This window comes from Streptomyces sp. NPDC092370, assembly GCF_044755265.1.
Taxonomy (GTDB): Bacteria; Actinomycetota; Actinomycetes; order Streptomycetales; family Streptomycetaceae; genus Streptomyces.
Map to the genome: position 1 here is coordinate 192,049 of NZ_JBIVQO010000008.1, position 18,060 is coordinate 210,108.

General features: G+C 70.7%; 19 protein-coding genes and 3 tRNA genes. 16 read left to right on the forward strand and 6 right to left on the reverse strand.

All coding sequences use genetic code 11. From position 1 onward, the window contains the following. The first annotated feature begins 195 nt into the window (after nt 1-195). Both htpX and ACIQHQ_RS24410 read left to right on the forward strand, forming a co-directional pair. Entirely contained in the window at nt 196-1,059 is an 864-nt protein-coding gene (gene htpX, locus ACIQHQ_RS24405) for a zinc metalloprotease HtpX (RefSeq protein ID WP_390987655.1), read from the forward strand. Further along, nucleotides 1,056-1,448, forward strand: a complete 393-nt coding sequence (locus ACIQHQ_RS24410) for a YccF domain-containing protein (protein ID WP_402615004.1) — start codon at nt 1,056-1,058, stop codon at nt 1,446-1,448. Before htpX ends, ACIQHQ_RS24410 begins: the two co-directional genes overlap by 4 nt. Before the next feature lie 261 nt (nt 1,449-1,709). Here ACIQHQ_RS24410 and ACIQHQ_RS24415 read toward each other — a convergent pair whose 3' ends face one another. Next, on the reverse strand, nt 1,710-2,969 hold the full coding sequence (locus ACIQHQ_RS24415; protein ID WP_402615007.1) for an APC family permease: 1,260 nt from the start codon (nt 2,967-2,969) through the stop codon (nt 1,710-1,712). A 191-nt stretch (nt 2,970-3,160) separates the two neighbouring features. Between ACIQHQ_RS24415 and ACIQHQ_RS24420 the strand changes: the two genes are divergently transcribed. Further along, the gene (locus ACIQHQ_RS24420; RefSeq protein ID WP_010049225.1) at nt 3,161-3,427 is read left to right on the forward strand and encodes a GlsB/YeaQ/YmgE family stress response membrane protein; all 267 of its coding nucleotides are present in this window, start codon (nt 3,161-3,163) and stop codon (nt 3,425-3,427) included. 97 nt (nt 3,428-3,524) lie between these two features. Here ACIQHQ_RS24420 and ACIQHQ_RS24425 read toward each other — a convergent pair whose 3' ends face one another. Then, nucleotides 3,525-4,013: a YajQ family cyclic di-GMP-binding protein gene (locus ACIQHQ_RS24425; protein ID WP_283973896.1), complete on the reverse strand. Its 489-nt coding sequence runs from the start codon at nt 4,011-4,013 to the stop codon at nt 3,525-3,527. 220 nt (nt 4,014-4,233) lie between these two features. Between ACIQHQ_RS24425 and ACIQHQ_RS24430 the strand changes: the two genes are divergently transcribed. From ACIQHQ_RS24430 to ACIQHQ_RS24445, 4 genes are all read left to right on the forward strand, one after another. Then, nucleotides 4,234-4,315: transfer RNA gene (locus ACIQHQ_RS24430), tRNA-Tyr, on the forward strand. Nucleotides 4,316-4,477: 162 nt separating this feature from the next. Beyond that, complete coding sequence (locus ACIQHQ_RS24435) at nt 4,478-5,305, forward strand: hypothetical protein (protein WP_402615011.1); 828 nt, start codon at nt 4,478-4,480, stop codon at nt 5,303-5,305. Between the two features lie 924 nt (nt 5,306-6,229). Continuing rightward, entirely contained in the window at nt 6,230-7,654 is a 1,425-nt protein-coding gene (gene rox, locus ACIQHQ_RS24440) for a rifampin monooxygenase (RefSeq protein WP_402615014.1), read from the forward strand. Between the two features lie 127 nt (nt 7,655-7,781). Further along, complete coding sequence (locus ACIQHQ_RS24445) at nt 7,782-7,994, forward strand: hypothetical protein (protein WP_402615016.1); 213 nt, start codon at nt 7,782-7,784, stop codon at nt 7,992-7,994. 27 nt (nt 7,995-8,021) lie between these two features. Here the strand turns inward: ACIQHQ_RS24445 and ACIQHQ_RS24450 are convergent, their stop codons facing one another. Both ACIQHQ_RS24450 and ACIQHQ_RS24455 read right to left on the reverse strand, forming a co-directional pair. Continuing rightward, nucleotides 8,022-8,678 (reverse strand): NAD(P)H-binding protein, encoded by a 657-nt coding sequence (locus ACIQHQ_RS24450; protein ID WP_402615018.1) that lies wholly within the window; start codon nt 8,676-8,678, stop codon nt 8,022-8,024. A gap of 65 nt (nt 8,679-8,743) precedes the next feature. Then, nucleotides 8,744-10,003 (reverse strand): amidohydrolase family protein, encoded by a 1,260-nt coding sequence (locus ACIQHQ_RS24455; protein ID WP_402615021.1) that lies wholly within the window; start codon nt 10,001-10,003, stop codon nt 8,744-8,746. Between the two features lie 236 nt (nt 10,004-10,239). Between ACIQHQ_RS24455 and ACIQHQ_RS24460 the strand changes: the two genes are divergently transcribed. From ACIQHQ_RS24460 to ACIQHQ_RS24500, 9 genes are all read left to right on the forward strand, one after another. Next, nucleotides 10,240-10,312, forward strand: a tRNA-Thr gene (locus tag ACIQHQ_RS24460). A 46-nt stretch (nt 10,313-10,358) separates the two neighbouring features. Next, nucleotides 10,359-10,431: transfer RNA gene (locus ACIQHQ_RS24465), tRNA-Met, on the forward strand. A gap of 88 nt (nt 10,432-10,519) precedes the next feature. Beyond that, nucleotides 10,520-10,684 carry a 50S ribosomal protein L33 gene (rpmG, locus tag ACIQHQ_RS24470; RefSeq protein ID WP_003948671.1) on the forward strand — a complete coding sequence of 55 codons (165 nt, stop codon included), beginning with the start codon at nt 10,520-10,522 and terminating at the stop codon, nt 10,682-10,684. A gap of 100 nt (nt 10,685-10,784) precedes the next feature. Beyond that, nucleotides 10,785-11,237: a MaoC family dehydratase N-terminal domain-containing protein gene (locus tag ACIQHQ_RS24475; RefSeq protein ID WP_390987677.1), complete on the forward strand. Its 453-nt coding sequence runs from the start codon at nt 10,785-10,787 to the stop codon at nt 11,235-11,237. Nucleotides 11,238-11,242: 5 nt separating this feature from the next. Continuing rightward, the gene (locus ACIQHQ_RS24480) at nt 11,243-11,671 is read left to right on the forward strand and encodes a MaoC family dehydratase (protein WP_031141254.1); all 429 of its coding nucleotides are present in this window, start codon (nt 11,243-11,245) and stop codon (nt 11,669-11,671) included. Between the two features lie 113 nt (nt 11,672-11,784). Then, entirely contained in the window at nt 11,785-12,354 is a 570-nt protein-coding gene (locus ACIQHQ_RS24485; protein ID WP_402615024.1) for a TetR/AcrR family transcriptional regulator, read from the forward strand. Between the two features lie 93 nt (nt 12,355-12,447). Continuing rightward, nucleotides 12,448-13,884: an MFS transporter gene (locus tag ACIQHQ_RS24490; protein WP_402615027.1), complete on the forward strand. Its 1,437-nt coding sequence runs from the start codon at nt 12,448-12,450 to the stop codon at nt 13,882-13,884. Nucleotides 13,885-13,915: 31 nt separating this feature from the next. Continuing rightward, nucleotides 13,916-14,296 (forward strand): DUF3291 domain-containing protein, encoded by a 381-nt coding sequence (locus ACIQHQ_RS24495; protein WP_402615029.1) that lies wholly within the window; start codon nt 13,916-13,918, stop codon nt 14,294-14,296. 93 nt (nt 14,297-14,389) lie between these two features. After that, nucleotides 14,390-15,445 carry a UDP-N-acetylmuramate dehydrogenase gene (locus tag ACIQHQ_RS24500; RefSeq protein ID WP_402615032.1) on the forward strand — a complete coding sequence of 352 codons (1,056 nt, stop codon included), beginning with the start codon at nt 14,390-14,392 and terminating at the stop codon, nt 15,443-15,445. 222 nt (nt 15,446-15,667) lie between these two features. Here ACIQHQ_RS24500 and ACIQHQ_RS24505 read toward each other — a convergent pair whose 3' ends face one another. Then, a complete protein-coding gene (locus tag ACIQHQ_RS24505) occupies nt 15,668-16,699 on the reverse strand; it encodes an adenosine deaminase (RefSeq protein ID WP_402615035.1) in 1,032 nt (343 codons plus the stop codon). A 131-nt stretch (nt 16,700-16,830) separates the two neighbouring features. After that, complete coding sequence (locus ACIQHQ_RS24510; RefSeq protein WP_402615038.1) at nt 16,831-18,057, reverse strand: pyridoxal phosphate-dependent aminotransferase; 1,227 nt, start codon at nt 18,055-18,057, stop codon at nt 16,831-16,833. Between the last annotated feature and the right edge of the window lie 3 nt (nt 18,058-18,060).

An 18,060-nucleotide genomic window follows, 5' to 3' on the forward strand; every position in this document is an offset into this window, starting at 1 on the left:
CCGACGCGCGCGTGCCGCTGCCCGGCGCCGTCACCCGGACGGTCCACACCCGGCGCCGCACGCGCAAGGGAACTAGAGCCTCCCGCCTGGCGTTGACCAGTACGGGAGGTTCCACTGGACGTGAGAACGCGGCACCAGTGGCACCGACATCCAGCAAGCAAAGGTCCCCCTGCCGCACCACTTGGAGGGCGCACCGTGCACCGCCGGCACAACGGGCTCAGGACAGCGATCCTCCTCGGAGGACTGTCCGCACTCATCATCGTCATCGGCAGCTTCTTCGGCCGCATGGGGCTCGTCATCGCCGTCGTGGTCGCACTGGCCACCAACGCGTACGCGTACTGGAACAGCGACAAACTGGCACTGCGCGCCATGCGCGCCCGCCCGGTGAGCGAGTTCGAGGCCCCCGGCCTCTACCGCATGGTCCGCGAGCTCTCCACCCAGGCCCGCCAGCCCATGCCGCGCCTGTACATCTCCCCGACGGAAGCGCCCAACGCCTTCGCCACCGGCCGCAATCCACGCAACGCCGCGGTGTGCTGCACCGACGGCATCCTGCGCCTGCTGGACGAGCGCGAGCTGCGCGGCGTCATCGGCCACGAGCTCAGCCACGTCTACAACCGCGACATCCTCATCTCGTCGGTGGCCGGCGCCCTCGCCTCGGTCATCATGTTCCTGGTCAACTTCGCCTGGCTCATCCCCATCGGGCGCTCGGACGACGACGACGGCCCCGGCCTGCTCGGCATGCTGCTGATCATGCTCCTGGGCCCGCTCGCCGCCTCGCTCATCCAACTGGCCATCAGCCGCTCCCGGGAGTACCAGGCGGACGCCTCCGGTGCCCAGCTGACCGGCGATCCGCTCGCCCTGGCCAGCGCCCTGCGCAAGCTCGAACTCGGCACGAAGCAGCTGCCGCTGCCGCCCGAGCCGCGCATCGAGACCGCCAGTCACATGATGATCGCGAATCCGTTCCGGCCCGGTCAGGGCCTCTCGAAGATGTTCTCCACACACCCGCCGATGGCGGAACGCATCGCCCGGCTCGAGAAGATGGCAGGTGGGAACCAGTGAGGACCATTCTCAACGTCATATGGCTCGTCCTGAGCGGCTTCTGGCTGTTCCTCGCCTACATGCTCGCGGGCCTGCTCCTGTGCATCACGATCATCGGCATCCCGTTCGGCATCGCGGCCTTCCGCATCGGCGTCTACGCCCTGTGGCCCTTCGGGTACACGACGGTCGAACGCCGTGACGCGGGCGCCCCGTCCTGTGTGGGCAATGTGCTGTGGCTGGTGCTCGCGGGCTGGTGGCTCACCCTCGGCCACATCGCCACCGGCATCGCCCTGTGCGTCACGATCATCGGCATTCCGCTGGGCATCGCCAACTTCAAGCTCATCCCCGTCTCGCTGCTCCCGCTGGGGCGGGACATCGTGCGGACGGACGAGCCGTTCGCGGCGCGCTGACGGAAGGAAGAGAGAGGGCCATCCCTCCTCGATATCCACAGGCCATGGGTTGTCCACAGGCCCGTCCGGCTGTCGGTGGCGGCCTGCATGATGAACCCATGACCGCGATCGAGCAGTTGCCCGCCCGAGTGACGACCCAGACACCCAACACCCACCCAGAGGCCAGTACTTCGCGAGGCCCGGCCGCCAACGCGAGAGCACTCGGAAGACCCGGGCCGAGAGACCGATGAGCGCCCGGGCCGCAAGGGTCGTTGTCGGGCCCTAACGCCTCCCGGCGCCCCCCGCCTTCACTCCCCGCCGCACCGCGTACGCAACGGCCCCCACCGCCAGCACCCCCGTGCCCACCACCACGGAAACCCCGGGCAGCGAGAACGCCAGCACCGCGCACCCGGCCAGTCCCACCACCGGCACCATCCGCGCCGTCGGCGCCGATGACAAGGTCCAGGCCGATGCGTTGGCCACGGCGTAGTACGCCAGCACACCGAAGGAGGAGAACCCGATCGCGCCCCGGACGTCCACGGTGGCGGCCAGGACCGCGACCACCGCACCCACGGCCAGCTCCGCCCGGTGCGGCACCTGGAAACGCGGATGCACGGCCGCCAGCGCCGACGGCAGATGCCGGTCCCGCGCCATGGCCAGCGTCGTCCGGGACACCCCCAGGATCAGAGCGAGCAGCGACCCCATCGCGGCCACCGCCGCACCGATCCGCACCACCGGCACGAGCCAGGGCGCCCCGGCCGCCCTCACCGCGTCGGCCAGCGGTGCTGTCGCCTCCCCGAGACCGGCCGGCCCGAGGACCGAAAGGACAGCCACCGCCACACACGCGTACACCACCAGGGTGATGCCCAGCGCCAGCGGGATCGCGCGCGGAATGGTGCGAGCCGGATCCCGCACCTCCTCACCGAGGGTCGCGATCCTGGCGTACCCCGCGAACGCGAAGAACAGCAGACCTGCCGCCTCCAGCACCCCGTCCGCACCACCCGAGGCACCGATGTCCAGCCGCCCGGCATCGGCTGCACCGGACACCAGACACACGACCACCACGAAAGCGAGGACAGCCAGGACCAGCGCCACGATCACCCGCGTCAGCCACGCGGACTTCTGGATACCGCCGTAGTTCACGGCCGTCAGCGCCACCACGGCCCCGACCGCCACCGCGTGCGCCTGCCCCGGCCAGACGTACGTGCCCACGGTGAGTGCCATCGCCGCACAGGAGGCCGTCTTCCCGACCACGAACGACCAGCCCGCGAGATACCCCCAGAACTCCCCGAGCCGCTCCCGCCCGTACACGTACGTGCCACCCGACGCCGGATACAGGGCGGCAAGACGGGCCGACGACATGGCGTTGCAGTACGCGACCACGGCGGCGAGGGCGAGTCCGAGGAGCAGCCCCGAGCCGGCTGCGTGTGCCGCGGGCGCCAGGGCGGCGAAGATCCCGGCTCCCACCATCGAGCCGAGTCCGATGACGACGGCGTCGCCCACACCGAGGGTGCGGCGCAGTCCGGAACCGGGGGTTGTCATGCGTCGCACCTTACTGATCAGCGCAACCGGCGGGCAGAGCCGAGGCGTCTTGTCCACCAACAGGGCGTTAACGGGCGCGGCAAGGCCGCCGCACGCGAGACGTCCGACCTACGACGCAGGGTCTCGGCCTGCCGGAGCAAGATCACAGGGTCGGGACAGTGCGGGCACAGCGTGAAAGGGCAGGTCACGGCATGACCATCATCAGCTGGATCATCCTCGGGCTGTTGGCCGGAGCCATAGCGAAGTTCCTGCTGCCGGGGCGCGACCCGGGTGGCCTCATCGGCACGACGCTGATCGGTATCGCGGGCGCGTTCATCGGCGGTTGGATATCGGCCCGCTGGATGGACCACCCGATCACCAAGGACTTCTACGACGGTGCGACCTGGGCGGCGGCGATCGGAGGATCGCTCGTCCTTCTGATCGCCTATCGCCTTCTGTTCGGCAACTCGCGCGACTGACCGCGCCCGCCGACCGCGACCGGCAGACGGGAAGGGCGGACACCGGCGGTGCCCACCCTTCCTCGTGACCCTGCGGGCGGAAGCCCGGGGGACCGGACTACCGGTAGTTCACGAACTGCATCGCGAAGTCGAAGTCCTTGCCCTTCAGCAGGTTGATGACGGCCTGCAGGTCGTCACGGCTCTTGGAGCTGACCCGCAGCTCCTCGCCCTGCACCTGCGCCTTCACGCCCTTGGGACCCTCGTCGCGGATGGTCTTCGCCACCTTCTTGGCGTTCTCCTGGGAGATGCCCTCCTTGATCGACGAGAAGATCTTGTACTCCTTGCCGGAGAGCTGGGGCTCGCCTGCGTCCAGAGCCTTCAGCGAGATGCCCCGCTTGATCAGCTTGGACTGGAAGACGTCGAGGATGGCCTTCACCCGGTCCTCGGAGTTCGCCTCCATGAGGATCTGCTCACCGGACCACGAGATCGAGGCCCCCACGCCCTTGAAGTCGTAGCGCTGCGAGATCTCCTTGGCGGCCTGGTTGAGTGCGTTGTCGACCTCCTGCCGCTCGACCTTCGAGACGATGTCGAAACTGGAGTCGGCCATGTCCTGTGGCTCCTTGTATCGGGGTGCGTATCGTGCGTACCGGCGTATGTGGGCGGCCGCAGGGCCCGTTCGGGTCCCGGGCCGCATCCGGACAAGCCTAGCCACCCCCGGCCCTCCGAGCGCCGATCAATCGGGTGGCGAAGCACCCCTGCGCATCGGGTATTGTTTACGTCGTTGCCACGGAGCGCCGCGGAAAAGCGGCTCGACGGGCAGCTACCCCGGCGGTGTGCCCGAGCGGCCAAAGGGAGCAGACTGTAAATCTGCCGGCTCAGCCTTCCCAGGTTCGAATCCTGGCGCCGCCACACTGGGGAAGACCCCCTCTGATCAGGTTCCTTACCTGGTCAGAGGGGGTTTTTCGTTAGGTCGAAGTCTGCCGTGGGTGGAGCTCGGCCGTCGGCCGGACGGCATGGACGCGTCAGATAGGCTGCCGCCTCTTGTAACGGCATCCTCCTGATGAGGTGTGAATGAAAACTGGCAGACGAACCGTCGCGGTGGCCACGCTCGTGGGGGCGCTGGGGCTTGCGGTGCTGAGCGCGCCGGCGGCTCAGGCGGCGGACACCGGTATCACCGTGTCGGACATCGTCATCAACAAGGGCAAGCCGATCGTCGTCGGTACGTCGAAGCCGGTGGAGCCGCCGGTCAGCTTCGACATCGCGCTGCCCTCCGGCTACACCACCGCCGACCCCTCCCGCTACGACGCCTACCCCTTCCTCTACCGCGGCAGCATCACGACGGCGGCCGACACGGGAGAGAACTTCATCCAGCCGGGCAGCTACACCTGCTACGAGGTCGACGCCAAGCACGCTCAGTGCGAGGGCAGCCTCTACATCGACCCGCACCCGAGCCAGGAGCACGTCGACTCCAACAGTGACGCCACGACCTGGAAGGTCGGCGTCGCGCTGCGGCTGTGGAAGGCCGACGGCGGCCTCAAGACCGGGGAACTGGAGACGAGGTCCACGGCCGTCCAGCTCAAGCGGGCGGCCAAGGCCACCACCAACGCCTCACCGGAGCCGGTCACCAAGGGCAAGACCATCACCGTCACGGGCAAGCTGACCCGGGCGAACTGGAGCACGAAGAAGTACGACGCCTACAGCGGCCGTACGGTCAGCCTCCAGTTCCGCGCCAAGGGCACCGACACGTACAAGACGGTCAAGAAGGCCACCACCGGCAGTACCGGAGGTCTGAGGACCACGGTCACCGCCTCGGTGGACGGCTCCTACCGCTGGGTGTACTACGGCAACTCCACGACGGGCGTCGCCACCAGCGCGGCCGACTACGTCGACGTGCGCTGACTCCCTCAGGACACGATCGGGAGCGGGGGAGACGACCCCCTCTCGCCTGCGCAGCCGCAGGCGGGAGGGGGTTCTTCGTCTTCACCCGCTCGTCGGCGCGGTCAGAATCCACTCGAGCACCATGAATCTTCACAACGAGAGGAAGGAGAAACTCCCGAAGCGGCGCTTCACATGCCCTGTTGTCCCGGATGAACGGCTGGACGCAACAGCGGACACGGATATCCACGGTGTTGAGTGCGGTTCGCGGAGGGAAAGGCAAAGAATGGAAGAGGGAGAAGGCGGCCGGGATGGGGGCAGCCGCGCTCGCTCTGGGAGCCCTCCTTCCCATCTGCGCCGGGCCGCCCGTGCCGATGCCGTCGCCCTGGCGCGAAGCGCCCTCGTGGCCCCCCGTCGGCGCCCTGGCCGGCGCAATCAGGGACAGCACCACCGACACCCGCCCGGGCCGGGTCCGTGACGATGTGGCGGCCGAAGCCGTCGATTTCGTCAACCGGCAGCGGAACCGGGTCGATTGGCGCTCCGGACGGCTGCGGGCCTCGTCGCCGAGAGACGTCGCCGCCGATCCCGGCACACCCCAGTCCGCCGTCCGCGCCTGGGTCGACGGTCCCCGGCAGTGGGCCACATCCTGACCTGCCGTTACCCACGCTGGGGGTCGGCGTCGAGAAGGGACTGGGGGTCCTGGTGGCCCCTGGACGGGGCATGGTCACCGGCTGTTGAACCGCTGCTCGGCCTTTTTGCCGGTACACCCGTGGTCGGCGCTGTCGGTCCATTTCATAAAGGAAAGGAGGCGTCAAAAGAAATGGCAAGGAGTCGCCTGCTCCTTGCCGCTCTCAACATATAGCGCATGGGGGGCCTTGCGGCAAGGCCCCCTGGGTGCCGCAGAATCTTCGGCCTGAAGCCGGAAACCGGCGACAATCGGGGGATGTCATGATTGATGTGATCATCGTCGGCGGTGGTCCGACCGGAATGATGCTGGCCGGGGAGCTGCGGCTGCACGGGGTGCGGGTGCTCGTGCTGGAGAAGGAGGCGGACCCGCCCCCGTACGTGCGTGCGCTCGGTCTGCACGTGCGCAGCATCGAGGTGCTGGACCAGCGCGGTCTGCTGGAGCGCTTCCTCGCCCAGGGCGGCAGGCACCCGGTCGGCGGCTTCGCCGGCCTCACCAAGCCACCGCCCGGCCGGCTCGACACCGCACACGGGTACGTCCTCGCCATCCCGCAGCCCGTCACCGACCGCCTGCTGGCCGAGCATGCCGCCGAGCTCGGAGCCGAGATCCGGCGCGGCCGCGCGCTGGCCGGGCTGAGCCAGGACGGCGACGGTGTGACCGCCGAGCTGGCCGACGGCACGCGGCTGCGCTCCCGCTACCTCGTCGGCTGCGACGGCGGCCGCAGCACGGTGCGCACCCTGCTCGGCGTCGGTTTCCCCGGTGAGCCCTCCAGGGTCGAGACGCTGCTGGGCGAGATGGAGGCGGCCGCGTCACCGGAGGAGCTGGCGGCCGTGATGGCCGAAGTCCGCAAGACGCACTTCCGGTTCGGCGCCATGCCCGTGCGGGACGGGGCGTACCGCGTCATCGTGCCCGCCGAGGGAGTGGCCGAGGACCGCACGGTTCCGCCGACCTTCGAGGAGTTCAAGCGGCAGCTGCGGAAGTTCGCCGGCACCGACTTCGGCGTGCACTCGCCGCGCTGGCTTTCCCGCTTCGGTGACGCCACCCGGCTGGCCGAGCGCTACCGCGTCGACCGGGTCCTGCTGGCCGGCGACGCCGCGCACATCCACCCGCCGACCGGCGGACAGGGGCTCAACCTCGGTATCCAGGACGCGTTCAACCTCGGCTGGAAACTGGCCGCCGAAGTGCGCGGCTGGGCACCGGAGGGACTGCTGGACAGCTACCACTGCGAACGCCACCCGGTGGCCGCCGCCGTGCTGGACAACACCCGTGCGCAGATGCACCTGTTGTCGCCCGAGCCGGGGCCGCGGGCCGTGCGCCGGCTGATGGGGGAACTGATGGACTTCGAGGAGGTGAACCGGTACCTGACCGAGAAGACCACCGCCATCGCCGTCCGCTACGACTTCGGCGAGGGACACGAACTGCTCGGACGGCGGCTGCGCGACGTGCGGTTGCGGCGGGGCCGCCTCTACGAGCGGATGCGCGGTGGTCGCGGACTGCTGCTCGACCAGACCGGCGGACTGTCTCCGGCGGGCTGGGCGGACCGGGTCGACCACGTCGTCGACGTCAGCGAGGAACTCGACGTGCCCGCGGTGCTGCTGCGACCGGACGGCCACGTGGCCTGGGCCGGCGGCGACCAGCAGGACCTGCTCGACCGGCTGCCGAGGTGGTTCGGAAGGGCAACCGGCTGAGAGGCCCCGGTGGTGCGGCCGGGACGGGGGCATGCGGGGCGCCCCCCGCCTGTCCTGCTCGCCCCGGAGAGGGCAGTCCCCGCAGGGGAGAGGCGTGGCCGGGCCGCTCGCGCGGCACACTGGCCCCATGTCCTCCCGCCGCAGGATCTGCCCCGAGTGCCGCCGCGAGATCGCCGTCGTCGCGGGGCGGTATGCCCGCCACGACCCGCCCGGCGCCCGCGAGCACGGCGAACTCACCTCGTGCCCCGGCTCCCGCCGCCAGGCCCGTCCGGGCCCCGAGCAGCCGTCCCTCGACGGCTACACGGTCCCGGACTTCGCCGGTCAACTGCCCCTGTTCTGAACCCCGTCGAGCGGCCGGTCGCGAACCTCAGTTGCCGGCCACGGACTTCACGGCCACGGACACCGGTGCGGACCCGCTGATCAGCTCCAGGGTGAGCCCGGCCGTCGCCGAGGTGTCCACCAGTTCCGCCAGCACCGCGGCCACGTCGTCCCGCGGAATCGGGCCGCGGCCCGTCCGCGCCTCCAGGCGCACCAGACCCGTACCGGCGTCGTCGGTGAGCCGGCCGGGACGCAGGATCGTCCAGTCCAGGGCGTCCAGCCCGCGCACGTACGCGTCCGCCTCGCCCTTGGCGCGCAGGTACACGTCGAAGATCTCGTCGCCCTGGTGGCGCGGGTCGGCGCCCATGGACGACACGACCACGAACCGCCGTACGCCCGCCTTCACCGCCGCGTCCGCGAAGAGGACCGCCGCGGCCTTGTCCACCGTGTCCTTGCGGGTCGCACCGCTGCCCGGGCCCGCGCCCGCCGCGAAGACCGCGGCGTCGGCGCCCCTCAGCCGCTCCGCGACCTCGTCCACGGACGCCGACTCCAGGTCGAGCACGACCGGTTCGGCACCGGCCTGCCGCAGATCGTCGGCCTGTTCGGGCTTGCGGATGATCCCCGCTGCCTCGTCCCCGCGCGCGGCGAGCAGCCGCTCCAGCCGCAACGCGATCTGACCATGACCACCAGCAATGACAATGCGCATGCCTTCGACCGTACGCCCGGACGGCATCGTGCGCCGCACGACACCGGCCCCGCGCCGTCCCGGCCTTACGGCACTTCGCCCCGCCCCTGCCGCGGCAGCCCCAGTTCCGCCGAGGCCGCCGAACTGCAGTACTCCCGCACCGCGCTGGTCCGTGCCACCACGCGCCCCTGGTGCACGACGATCCGGCTGTACGCCAGGGACAGCACCCCCGCCAGCCGGTCCCCGCGCACCGCCAGCAGCTCGGCCGGGAAACCCGCCTCCACCCGCACCTCGGGCAGCCCCAGCACCGCCCGTGCCGAGGAACTCACCCCGTCGTACGCCTCCTCGGGCGACAGCCCGTAGCGCGAGGCCAGCAGGAAGGCCGCCTCCAGCGGATCACCGCGCCCCACCGGGTTGGACACGTCCCGCAGCGCCCCGCTCCCGGCGGCCACCCGCACCCCGGCCGCGCGCAGCAGCCGTACCGGGGCCGCTCCTCGCTTGTCGACCCCACCGCATCCGCCCTGCGGCAGGCACACCACCGCCACCCCGGCGGCCGCGAGCTGGTCGGCGGTGCGCGAGGCCACGTCGGACGGCAGCCGGCCGAGGTCGCCGCACGGGCTGAGGGTCACCCCGGGGCGCAGTCCGCCGGCCATCGCCGCGAGCCGGGCCAGCCGGGCCGGATCCGCGGCGTCCGTGTGCAGGTCGACGGGGCAGCCGTGCTCGGAGGCCACCTCCAGGACCGCCTCCGCGTAGCCGGTCGGATCCGGGTCCAGGTCCGGTCGGCCGCCCACCACCGAGGCGCCCATCTTCACGGCGTCCCTCAGCATCGCCAGCCCGTCCGCACCGGCCACTCCGGTCAGCACCCGGGGCATCGCCACCGTCGTCAGCTCCGCCAGCCCCCGCAGCGCCCGCCGCGCCTGCAGAACGGCCGCCAGCGCGCCGAGCCCCTGGACGTCGCCCACGCGCACGTGCGCCCGCGTCGCCGTCGCCCCCTGCCCGAGCTGGATCAGCGCGGCCTCGGTGGCCCGGCGCTGCACATCCTGCGGCTCGTACGAGACGGGCCCCTCGGTGTCGGCCGACAGGGCCGTGTCGGCGTGGGCGTGCGGCTCGGCCGGGGCCGGCAGCAGCAGATAGCCGCTGAGGTCCACCCGCGCGCCGCACGCGCGCGGCGCGCCCGCACCCAGACTGCCGGCCGTGCCGACCGCCTCGATGCGCCCGCCGCCCAGCCGCACGTCCACGGTCCGTCCGTCGGTGAGCCGCGCTCCGCACAGCAGCAGCGACGACGGGTCGGCCGGACCCGGCGAGGACGACGGGGGCGGTGGTGGCTGCGGCCGGCTGTCGGGCATCGCACTCCAGGGGCTCGGGCTGCGCGCGGGAGGACGCGTGATCACGCAGAGTGAGACGAGCCTAGGACGGCCTCCCGCGTGGGACGGGGAGGAGCGCAATAGTCGTACCGGCGTGGTCCGCTCACGCAACGGAGTCACTGACGAGGCTGCCGGGAGGAGGGTCCGGGCGCCCGGGGTGGGGGCCTCGAAACGGATTTGGGCGAACGGCGGCCGAGCGTGTAATGTCTTCATCGCTCGCCCCAATAGCTCAGTCGGCAGAGCGTCTCCATGGTAAGGAGAAGGTCAACGGTTCGATTCCGTTTTGGGGCTCTGGTGTGACTGGTTCCCGTCGCGAGACGGGGCCCTGACACATCAAAGCGGTGTAGCTCAGTCGGTAGAGCAAGCGGCTCATAATCGCTGTGTCACCGGTTCAAGTCCGGTCACCGCTACTGACAGTAGCCGATTGCGGGGTCGGTCCTTCGATCGGCTACTCTTCTTGCGTTAAACAGTCCATCCGTTCGTCTTAGGAGCACTCACGTGGCTGCCACCGACGTCCGCCCGAAGATCACGCTGGCCTGCGTGGAGTGCAAGGAGCGGAACTACATCACCAAGAAGAACCGGCGTAACAACCCGGATCGTCTTGAGATGAAGAAGCACTGCCCGCGTTGCAATGCGCACACCGCGCACCGCGAAACGCGATAAAACAGGCTCGTACACGAGGCCGTTCCCGAGTGATCGGGGGCGGCCTCGTGTCGTTGAGGGACCCGTACCGGTCAGTAGAGCTACCAGGAGGTGCCGAGCCATGGCGCTCGACCAGTCCTTCGTGGGGCGGACGTACCCGCCCACCGCGCCCTACGAGGTGGGCCGGGAGAAGATCCGTGAGTTCGCCGAGGCGGTCGGCGACGCCAACCCGGCGTACACGGACGCGGAGGCCGCCAAGGCACTCGGTCACCCCGACGTGATCGCCCCGCCGACCTTCGTCTTCGCGATCACCTTCAAGGCCGCGGGCGAGGTCGTTCAGGACCCACAGCTCGGCCTGGACTACAGCCGCGTGGTGCACGGCGACCAGAAGTTCGCCTACCGCCGTCCGGTCCGCGCCGGCGACCGGCTCACGGTCACCTCGACGATCGAGGCGATCAAATCCCTCGCGGGCAACGACATCGTCGACATCCGCGGTGAGGTGCACGACGAGGCCGGCGAGCACGTCGTGACCGCCTGGACCAAGCTCGTGGCCCGCGCGGCCGAGGGGGCGTGAGCGACATGACCGCGAAGATCTCCTACTCCGACGTCGAGGTCGGCACCGAGCTGCCCGCCCAGACCTTCCCCGTGACCCGCGCGACCCTCGTCCGGTACGCGGGCGCCTCCGGCGACTTCAACCCGATCCACTGGAACGAGAAGTTCGCCAAGGAGGTCGGCCTGCCGGACGTCATCGCGCACGGCATGTTCACCATGGCCGAAGCGATCCGCGTGGTCACCGACTGGGCCGGCGACCCGGGTGCGGTCGTCGAGTACGGCGTCCGCTTCACCAAGCCGGTCGTCGTCCCGAACGACGACCAGGGAGCCGTGATCGAGGTCGCCGGCAAGGTCGCCGCCAAGCTCGACGACAACACCGTCCGCGTGGACCTGACCGCGACCAGCGCGGGGCAGAAGGTGCTGGGCATGTCCAGGGCGGTTGTCCGACTGGCCTGAGACCGGTCGCGACACGGTGTAAGGGGCGCTCTCCACTGCGGGGCGCCCCTTACGCGTAAGGCACCCGGACCTTCACTTGACCTAGTTAGTGATTGAGTACTAACTTCGAGGGCATGGCAAGGATGAGCGCCGAAGAGCGGCGCGAGAGTGTGATCCGGGCGGCGACGACCGAGTTCGCCCGCGGTGGTTACCACGGCACGTCCACCGAGGCGATCGCCCGCCGGGTCGGCGTCTCGCAGCCGTACCTCTTCCGGCTCTTCCCGGGCAAGAAGGCGATCTTCCTGGCGGCGGCGCAGCGCTGCGTCGAGGAGTCCATCCACACCTTCGAGGAGGCTGCCGAGGGCCTGGAGGGCGAAGAGGCCCAGCACGCCATGGCGAACGCGTACACCAGGGTCATCGCGGAACGGCCTGAGCGGCTGATGATGCAGATGCAGATGTACGTCGCCGTGGCGGCCGCCGAGCAGGAGGGCGACCACGAGTTCGGTGAGTCGGTCCGGGCCGGCTGGATGCGGCTGTGGGACACCGTCCACGTGCCGCTGGGTGCCGACGTCAAAGAGACGACGACCTTCCTGGCGTACGGGATGCTCATCAACTGTCTGCTGGGAATGGGCTTCCCTCCCGAGCACCGCGTCTGGGAGGGGCTGTACCCGTCGGCGAAACTCACGGGCCGGCTGGAGGCATGACGGGGGAAGGGCGCATCGAGGCGCCTTTCCATGGCCGCGAAAGTTAGTAATCAATAACTAATTACTCAAGTGAACCACCTCTCTGGGGGAGAGATGTCACAGCAGACCGCACATCGCGGGGGAGCCGCCTGGGCCCTCGTCCTCACCAGCGTCGCCGGATTCATGGCGGCCCTCGACAACCTCGTCGTCACCACCGCCCTGCCCTCCATCCGCGAGGACCTCGGCGGAGGACTGCACGACCTGGAATGGACCGTGAGCGCCTACACGCTCACCTTCGCCGTCCTGCTGATGTTCGGCGCGGCCCTCGGCGACCGCTTCGGTCGCCGCCGGCTGTTCATCGCCGGGATCGCCGTCTTCACCGGAGCCTCCGCCGCGGCTGCCATGGCGCCCGGCATCGACTCCCTCATCGCCGCCCGCGCGGTCCAGGGCGCCGGCGCGGCCGTGATGATGCCGCTGACGCTCACCCTGCTCACCGCCGCCGTGCCCGCTGCCAAGCGCGGCATGGCCTACGGCATCTGGGGCGCCGTCAACGGACTCGCCGTGGCCTCCGGGCCGCTCGTCGGCGGCACCCTCACCGAACACCTCTCCTGGCAGTGGATCTTCTGGCTGAACGTCCCGCTGGGCCTGGTGCTGCTGCCGCTCGCCCGGCTGCGACTCGCCGAGTCCCACGGCACCGGAGCCCCGCTCGACGTCCCCGGCACCCTGCTCGCCAGCGGCGGCCTCTTCGGCATCGTCTACGGCCTGGTCCGCGGCCCGGCCGACGGCTGGACCTCTTCCCTCGTCCTGACAGGCCTGTTCGCGGGCTCGGCCCTGCTCGCCGGGTTCGTCCTCTACAGCACCCGCGCCAAGAACCCCATGCTCCCGATGCGGCTGTTCCGCTCCCGGGCCTTCGCCGGCATCAACGCGGCGAGCCTGATGATGTTCCTCGGCATGTTCGGCTCGATCTTCCTGCTCAGCCAGTACATGCAGGGCGTCCTCGGCTACTCGCCCACCGAGGCGGGCCTCAGGATGCTGCCCTGGACCGGCATGCCGATGCTCGTCGCCCCCGTCGCCGGCATCCTGGCCGACCGCATCGGCGGACGCCCCGTCGTCGCCACGGGCCTCTTCCTGCAGGCCCTGGGCCTCGGCTACATGGCAGTGGTCGCCACGGCCGACGCCGCCTACACCGCCCAGCTGCCCGCCCTGATCGTCAGCGGCATCGGCATGGCGCTGTTCTTCGCCCCCGCCTCGCACCTGGTGATGTCCAGCGTGCGACCCTCGGAACAGGGCGTCGCCTCCGGCGCCAACAACGCTCTGCGCGAGGTCGGCGGGGCGCTCGGCATCGCCGTCATGGCGTCGATCTTCGCGGCGCGGGGCGGCTACGAAACCGGCCAGACCTTCGTCGACGGCATGCGACCGGCCCTCGTGACCGGCTCGGCGGTGGTCGCCCTCGCGGGCATCGCGGCCCTGCTGATTCCGACCCGGCGGCGCACGGAACGACAGGCGCGGACGGCCGAACCCACACCGGTGCGGGAGACGGTCTCCCCCTGACCCCGACGAACCCGAGCAAGGAGAAGCGGCCATGCCTACCCTTCCCTGGACCGTCCCGAACACCCCGCCCCGCGACACCGAGGTGCACGTCTTCGCCTCCCGCTTCGAGACCCGCACCCTGTGGGGCGCCCTCAGGTTCCTCGCCGGTACGCCCGCCGTCTGGCGGCAGGTCCGCCGCAGCCCCGGCGCCTACGGGGCGACCTTGAAGGCGCAGCCGCTGAAGCGGACCTTCTGGACCCTGTCGGCCTGGGAGTCCAAGGACGCGCTCCACGCCTTCGTCCGCGCCGGTGCCCACGGCCCCGCCTCCCGGCGCCTGGCCCCGCAGATGAGGGACTCGGCCTTCACCACCTGGCAGGTGAACAGCGAAGACCTCCCGCTCTCCTGGCCGGAGGCCCTCCGCCGGCTTTCCTGACGGCCACCAGCGTGCGTGCGGCCACGTTCCCGCGAACGTGGCCGCACGCACGCGTGCCCGACCCTGTCAGTGCCGTCTCGTAGTCTTGAGCCCGTGCAGGAACTCCACGACGCCCCCCTCGCCCCGTTGACGACCTTCCGCCTGGGCGGCCCCGCGACCCGGCTGGTCACCGCGACGACGGACGACGAGGTGATCGCCGCCGTCCGCGAAGCCGACGAGGCGGGCACCCCGCTGCTGCTCATCGGTGGCGGCTCGAACCTTGTCATCGGCGACAAGGGCTTCGAGGGCACCGCCCTCGTCATCGCCACCAAGGGCTTCTCCCTCGACGGCACGACGCTGGAGCTGGCCGCGGGCGAGGTCTGGACCGACGCCGTCGCCCGCACGGTCGAGGCGGGTCTGGCCGGCATCGAATGCCTGGCCGGCATCCCCGGCTCGGCGGGCGCGACACCGATCCAGAACGTCGGGGCCTACGGCCAGGAGGTGTCCTCGACGATCACCGAGGTCGTCGCCTACGACCGCCGCACCGGCGAGACGGTCACCCTGGCCAACGAGGACTGCGCCTTCTCCTACCGCCACAGCCGCTTCAAGTCCGACCCCGAGCGTTACGTCGTCCTGCGCGTCCGCTTCCGTCTGGAGGACGCCGAGGGGCTCTCCGCGCCCCTCCGGTACGCCGAGACGGCCCGAGCCCTCGGCGTGGCAGCGGGCGACCGCGTCCCCCTCGCCTCCGCCCGCGACACCGTGCTCAAGCTGCGCGCCGGCAAGGGCATGGTCCTGGACAGCGAGGATCACGACACCTGGTCGGCCGGGTCCTTCTTCACCAACCCGATCCTCACGGACGCGGACTTCGCGACGTTCCGGGCACGCGTGCGGGAGCGGCTGGGCGACGGGGTGGAGCCGCCCGCGTACCCCGCCGGCGAGGGTCGCACCAAGACCTCCGCGGCCTGGCTGATCGACAAGGCGGGCTTCACCAAGGGCTACGGCGACGGCCCCGCCCGCATCTCCACGAAGCACACCCTGGCGCTCACCAACCGGGGGAGCGCCACGACGGAGGACCTCCTCGCCCTGGCCCGCGAGGTCGTGGCCGGTGTCCGGGAGGCCTTCGGCATCACCCTGGTCAACGAGCCGGTGACGGTCGGGGTCAGCCTGTAGGCACCCGGCGGTGCCGCCGAGGTCGATGGGCTCCACCTGCTGGTGGCGCTCATCGTGATCGGTGTGCTGATAGGGATGCACATCCGGACGCCCGACATGGCAGCGCCCGCAGCCCGGCGGCGCGGCGTGCGGCGCGCCCACCCGTGCCGCCCTGGCAGTACGCATGCCCGCCGCCAGGCGGGACGGCCCGGACCCGCCCCCGCCGGCAGGCGACGACGCGAGCTACGCGGTCAGCCAGTCGTCCACCCCCGCCAGCAGCTTCGTCTTCACGTCCTCCGGTGCCGCCGACCCCCGCACCGACTGCCGCGCCACCTCCGCCAGCTCCGCATCCGTGAACCCGTGATACTGCCGCGCGATCTCGTACTGCGCGGCGAGACGTGATCCGAACAGCAGGGGATCGTCCGCGCCCAGCGCCAACGGCACGCCCGCCTCGAACAGGGTCCGCAGCGGCACGTCCTCCGGCTTCTCGTACACGCCCAGTGCCACGTTCGACGCCGGGCACACCTCGCACGTCACCTGCCGGTCCGCCAGCCGTTTCATCAGCCGCGGATCCTCCGCCGCCCGCACCCCGTGCCCCACCCGGTTCGCCCCCAGGTCGTCCAGACAGTCCCGCACCGAGGACGGACCCGCCAGCTCACCCCCGTGCGGCGCCGACAGCAGTCCGGCCTCCCGCGCGATCGCGAACGCCCGGTCGAAGTCACGTGCCATGCCCCGCCGCTCGTCGTTCGACAGCCCGAAGCCGACCACGCCCCGGTCGGCGTACCGCGTCGCCAGCCGCGCCAGCGTCCGCGCGTCCAGCGGGTGCTTCATCCGGTTCGCCGCGACCAGTACCCGCATCCCGAGCCCGGTCTCCCGCGACGTCGTCTCCACCGCGTCCAGGATGATCTCCAGCGCCGGGATCAGACCGCCCAGCCGCGGCGCGTACGACGTCGGGTCGACCTGGATCTCCAGCCACCCCGACCCGTCCCGCAGATCCTCCTCCGCGGCCTCCCGCACCAGCCGCTGGATGTCCTCCGGCTCCTGAAGACACGAGCGGGCCGCGTCGTACAGCCGCTGAAAACGGAACCAACCCCGTTCGTCCGTCGCCCGCAGGCTCGGCGGCTCCCCGCCGGCCAGCGCCTCGGTCAGCGCGTCGGGCAGCCGCACCCCGTACTTATCGGCCAGTTCCAGCACGGTGTAGGGCCGCATCGACCCGGTGAAGTGCAGGTGCAGATGGGCTTTCGGCAGCTCAGAGACATCACGTACACGCTCCATCCCAGGATCCTGCCGTACGTCCCGGCCGTCCCGGTAGCCGTTTCCCCTTTCGTGGTCTTGCTCGCACAAACAAATGGGGCACATGCCGAAAACGGCATGTGCCCCGAGCCGGAGGACCGACGAAGCGGACGTCAGTCCCGCGCCTCCGCCAGCAGCTTCTGGATCCGGCTCACGCCCTCGACCAGATCCTCGTCACCCAGCGCGTACGACAGCCGCAGGTAGCCCGGCGTGCCGAAGGCCTCACCCGGTACGACCGCGACCTCGGACTCCTCCAGGATCAGTGCGGCCAGCTCGACGGTGTCCTTGGGGCGCCTGCCCCGGATCTCCTTGCCGACCAGCGCCTTCACCGACGGGTACGCGTAAAAGGCACCCTCCGGCTCCGGGCACACCACGCCGTCGATCTCGTTCAGCATCCGCACGATGGTCTTGCGGCGCCGGTCGAACGCCTCGCGCATCGTCGCGACGGCGTCCAGGTCACCGGAGACGGCGGCCAGCGCGGCGGCCTGGGCGACGTTGGACACGTTCGACGTGGCGTGCGACTGCAGGTTCGTCGCGGCCTTGACGACGTCCTTGGGGCCGATGATCCACCCCACGCGCCAGCCGGTCATCGCGTACGTCTTCGCGACACCGTTGACCACGACGCACTTGTCGCGCAGCTCGGGCAGCACCGCCGGCAGCGACACGGCCGAGGCGTCGCCGTAGACCAGGTGCTCGTAGATCTCGTCGGTCAGCACCCACAGGCCGTGCTCGACGGCCCAGTGGCCGATCGCCTCGGTCTCGTGCTCGCTGTAGACCGCGCCGGTCGGGTTGGACGGGGAGACGAAGAGGACGACCTTCGTCTTCTCCGTGCGGGCCGCCTCCAGCTGCTCGACGGTCACCCGGTACCCGGTCGTCTCGTCGGCGACGACCTCCACCGGGACACCCCCGGCCAGCCGGATCGACTCCGGGTACGTCGTCCAGTACGGCGCGGGCACGATGACCTCGTCGCCCGGGTCGAGGATCGCGGCGAAGGCCTCGTAGATGGCCTGCTTGCCACCGTTGGTGACCAGGATCTGGGAGACGTCCGGCTCGTAGCCGGAGTCGCGCAGCGTCTTCGCGGCGATCGCGGCCTTCAGCTCGGGCAGGCCGCCGGCCGGCGTGTAGCGGTGGAACTTCGGGTTCTTGCAGGCCTCGATCGCGGCCTCGACGATGTAGTCCGGGGTCGGGAAGTCGGGTTCACCGGCGCCGAAGCCGATCACCGGCCGCCCTGCGGCCTTGAGGGCTTTGGCCTTGGCGTCCACGGCGAGGGTGGCGGACTCGGAGATCGCGCCGACTCGGGCGGAGACCCGGCGCTCGGTGGGAGGGGTTGCAGCGCTCATGGA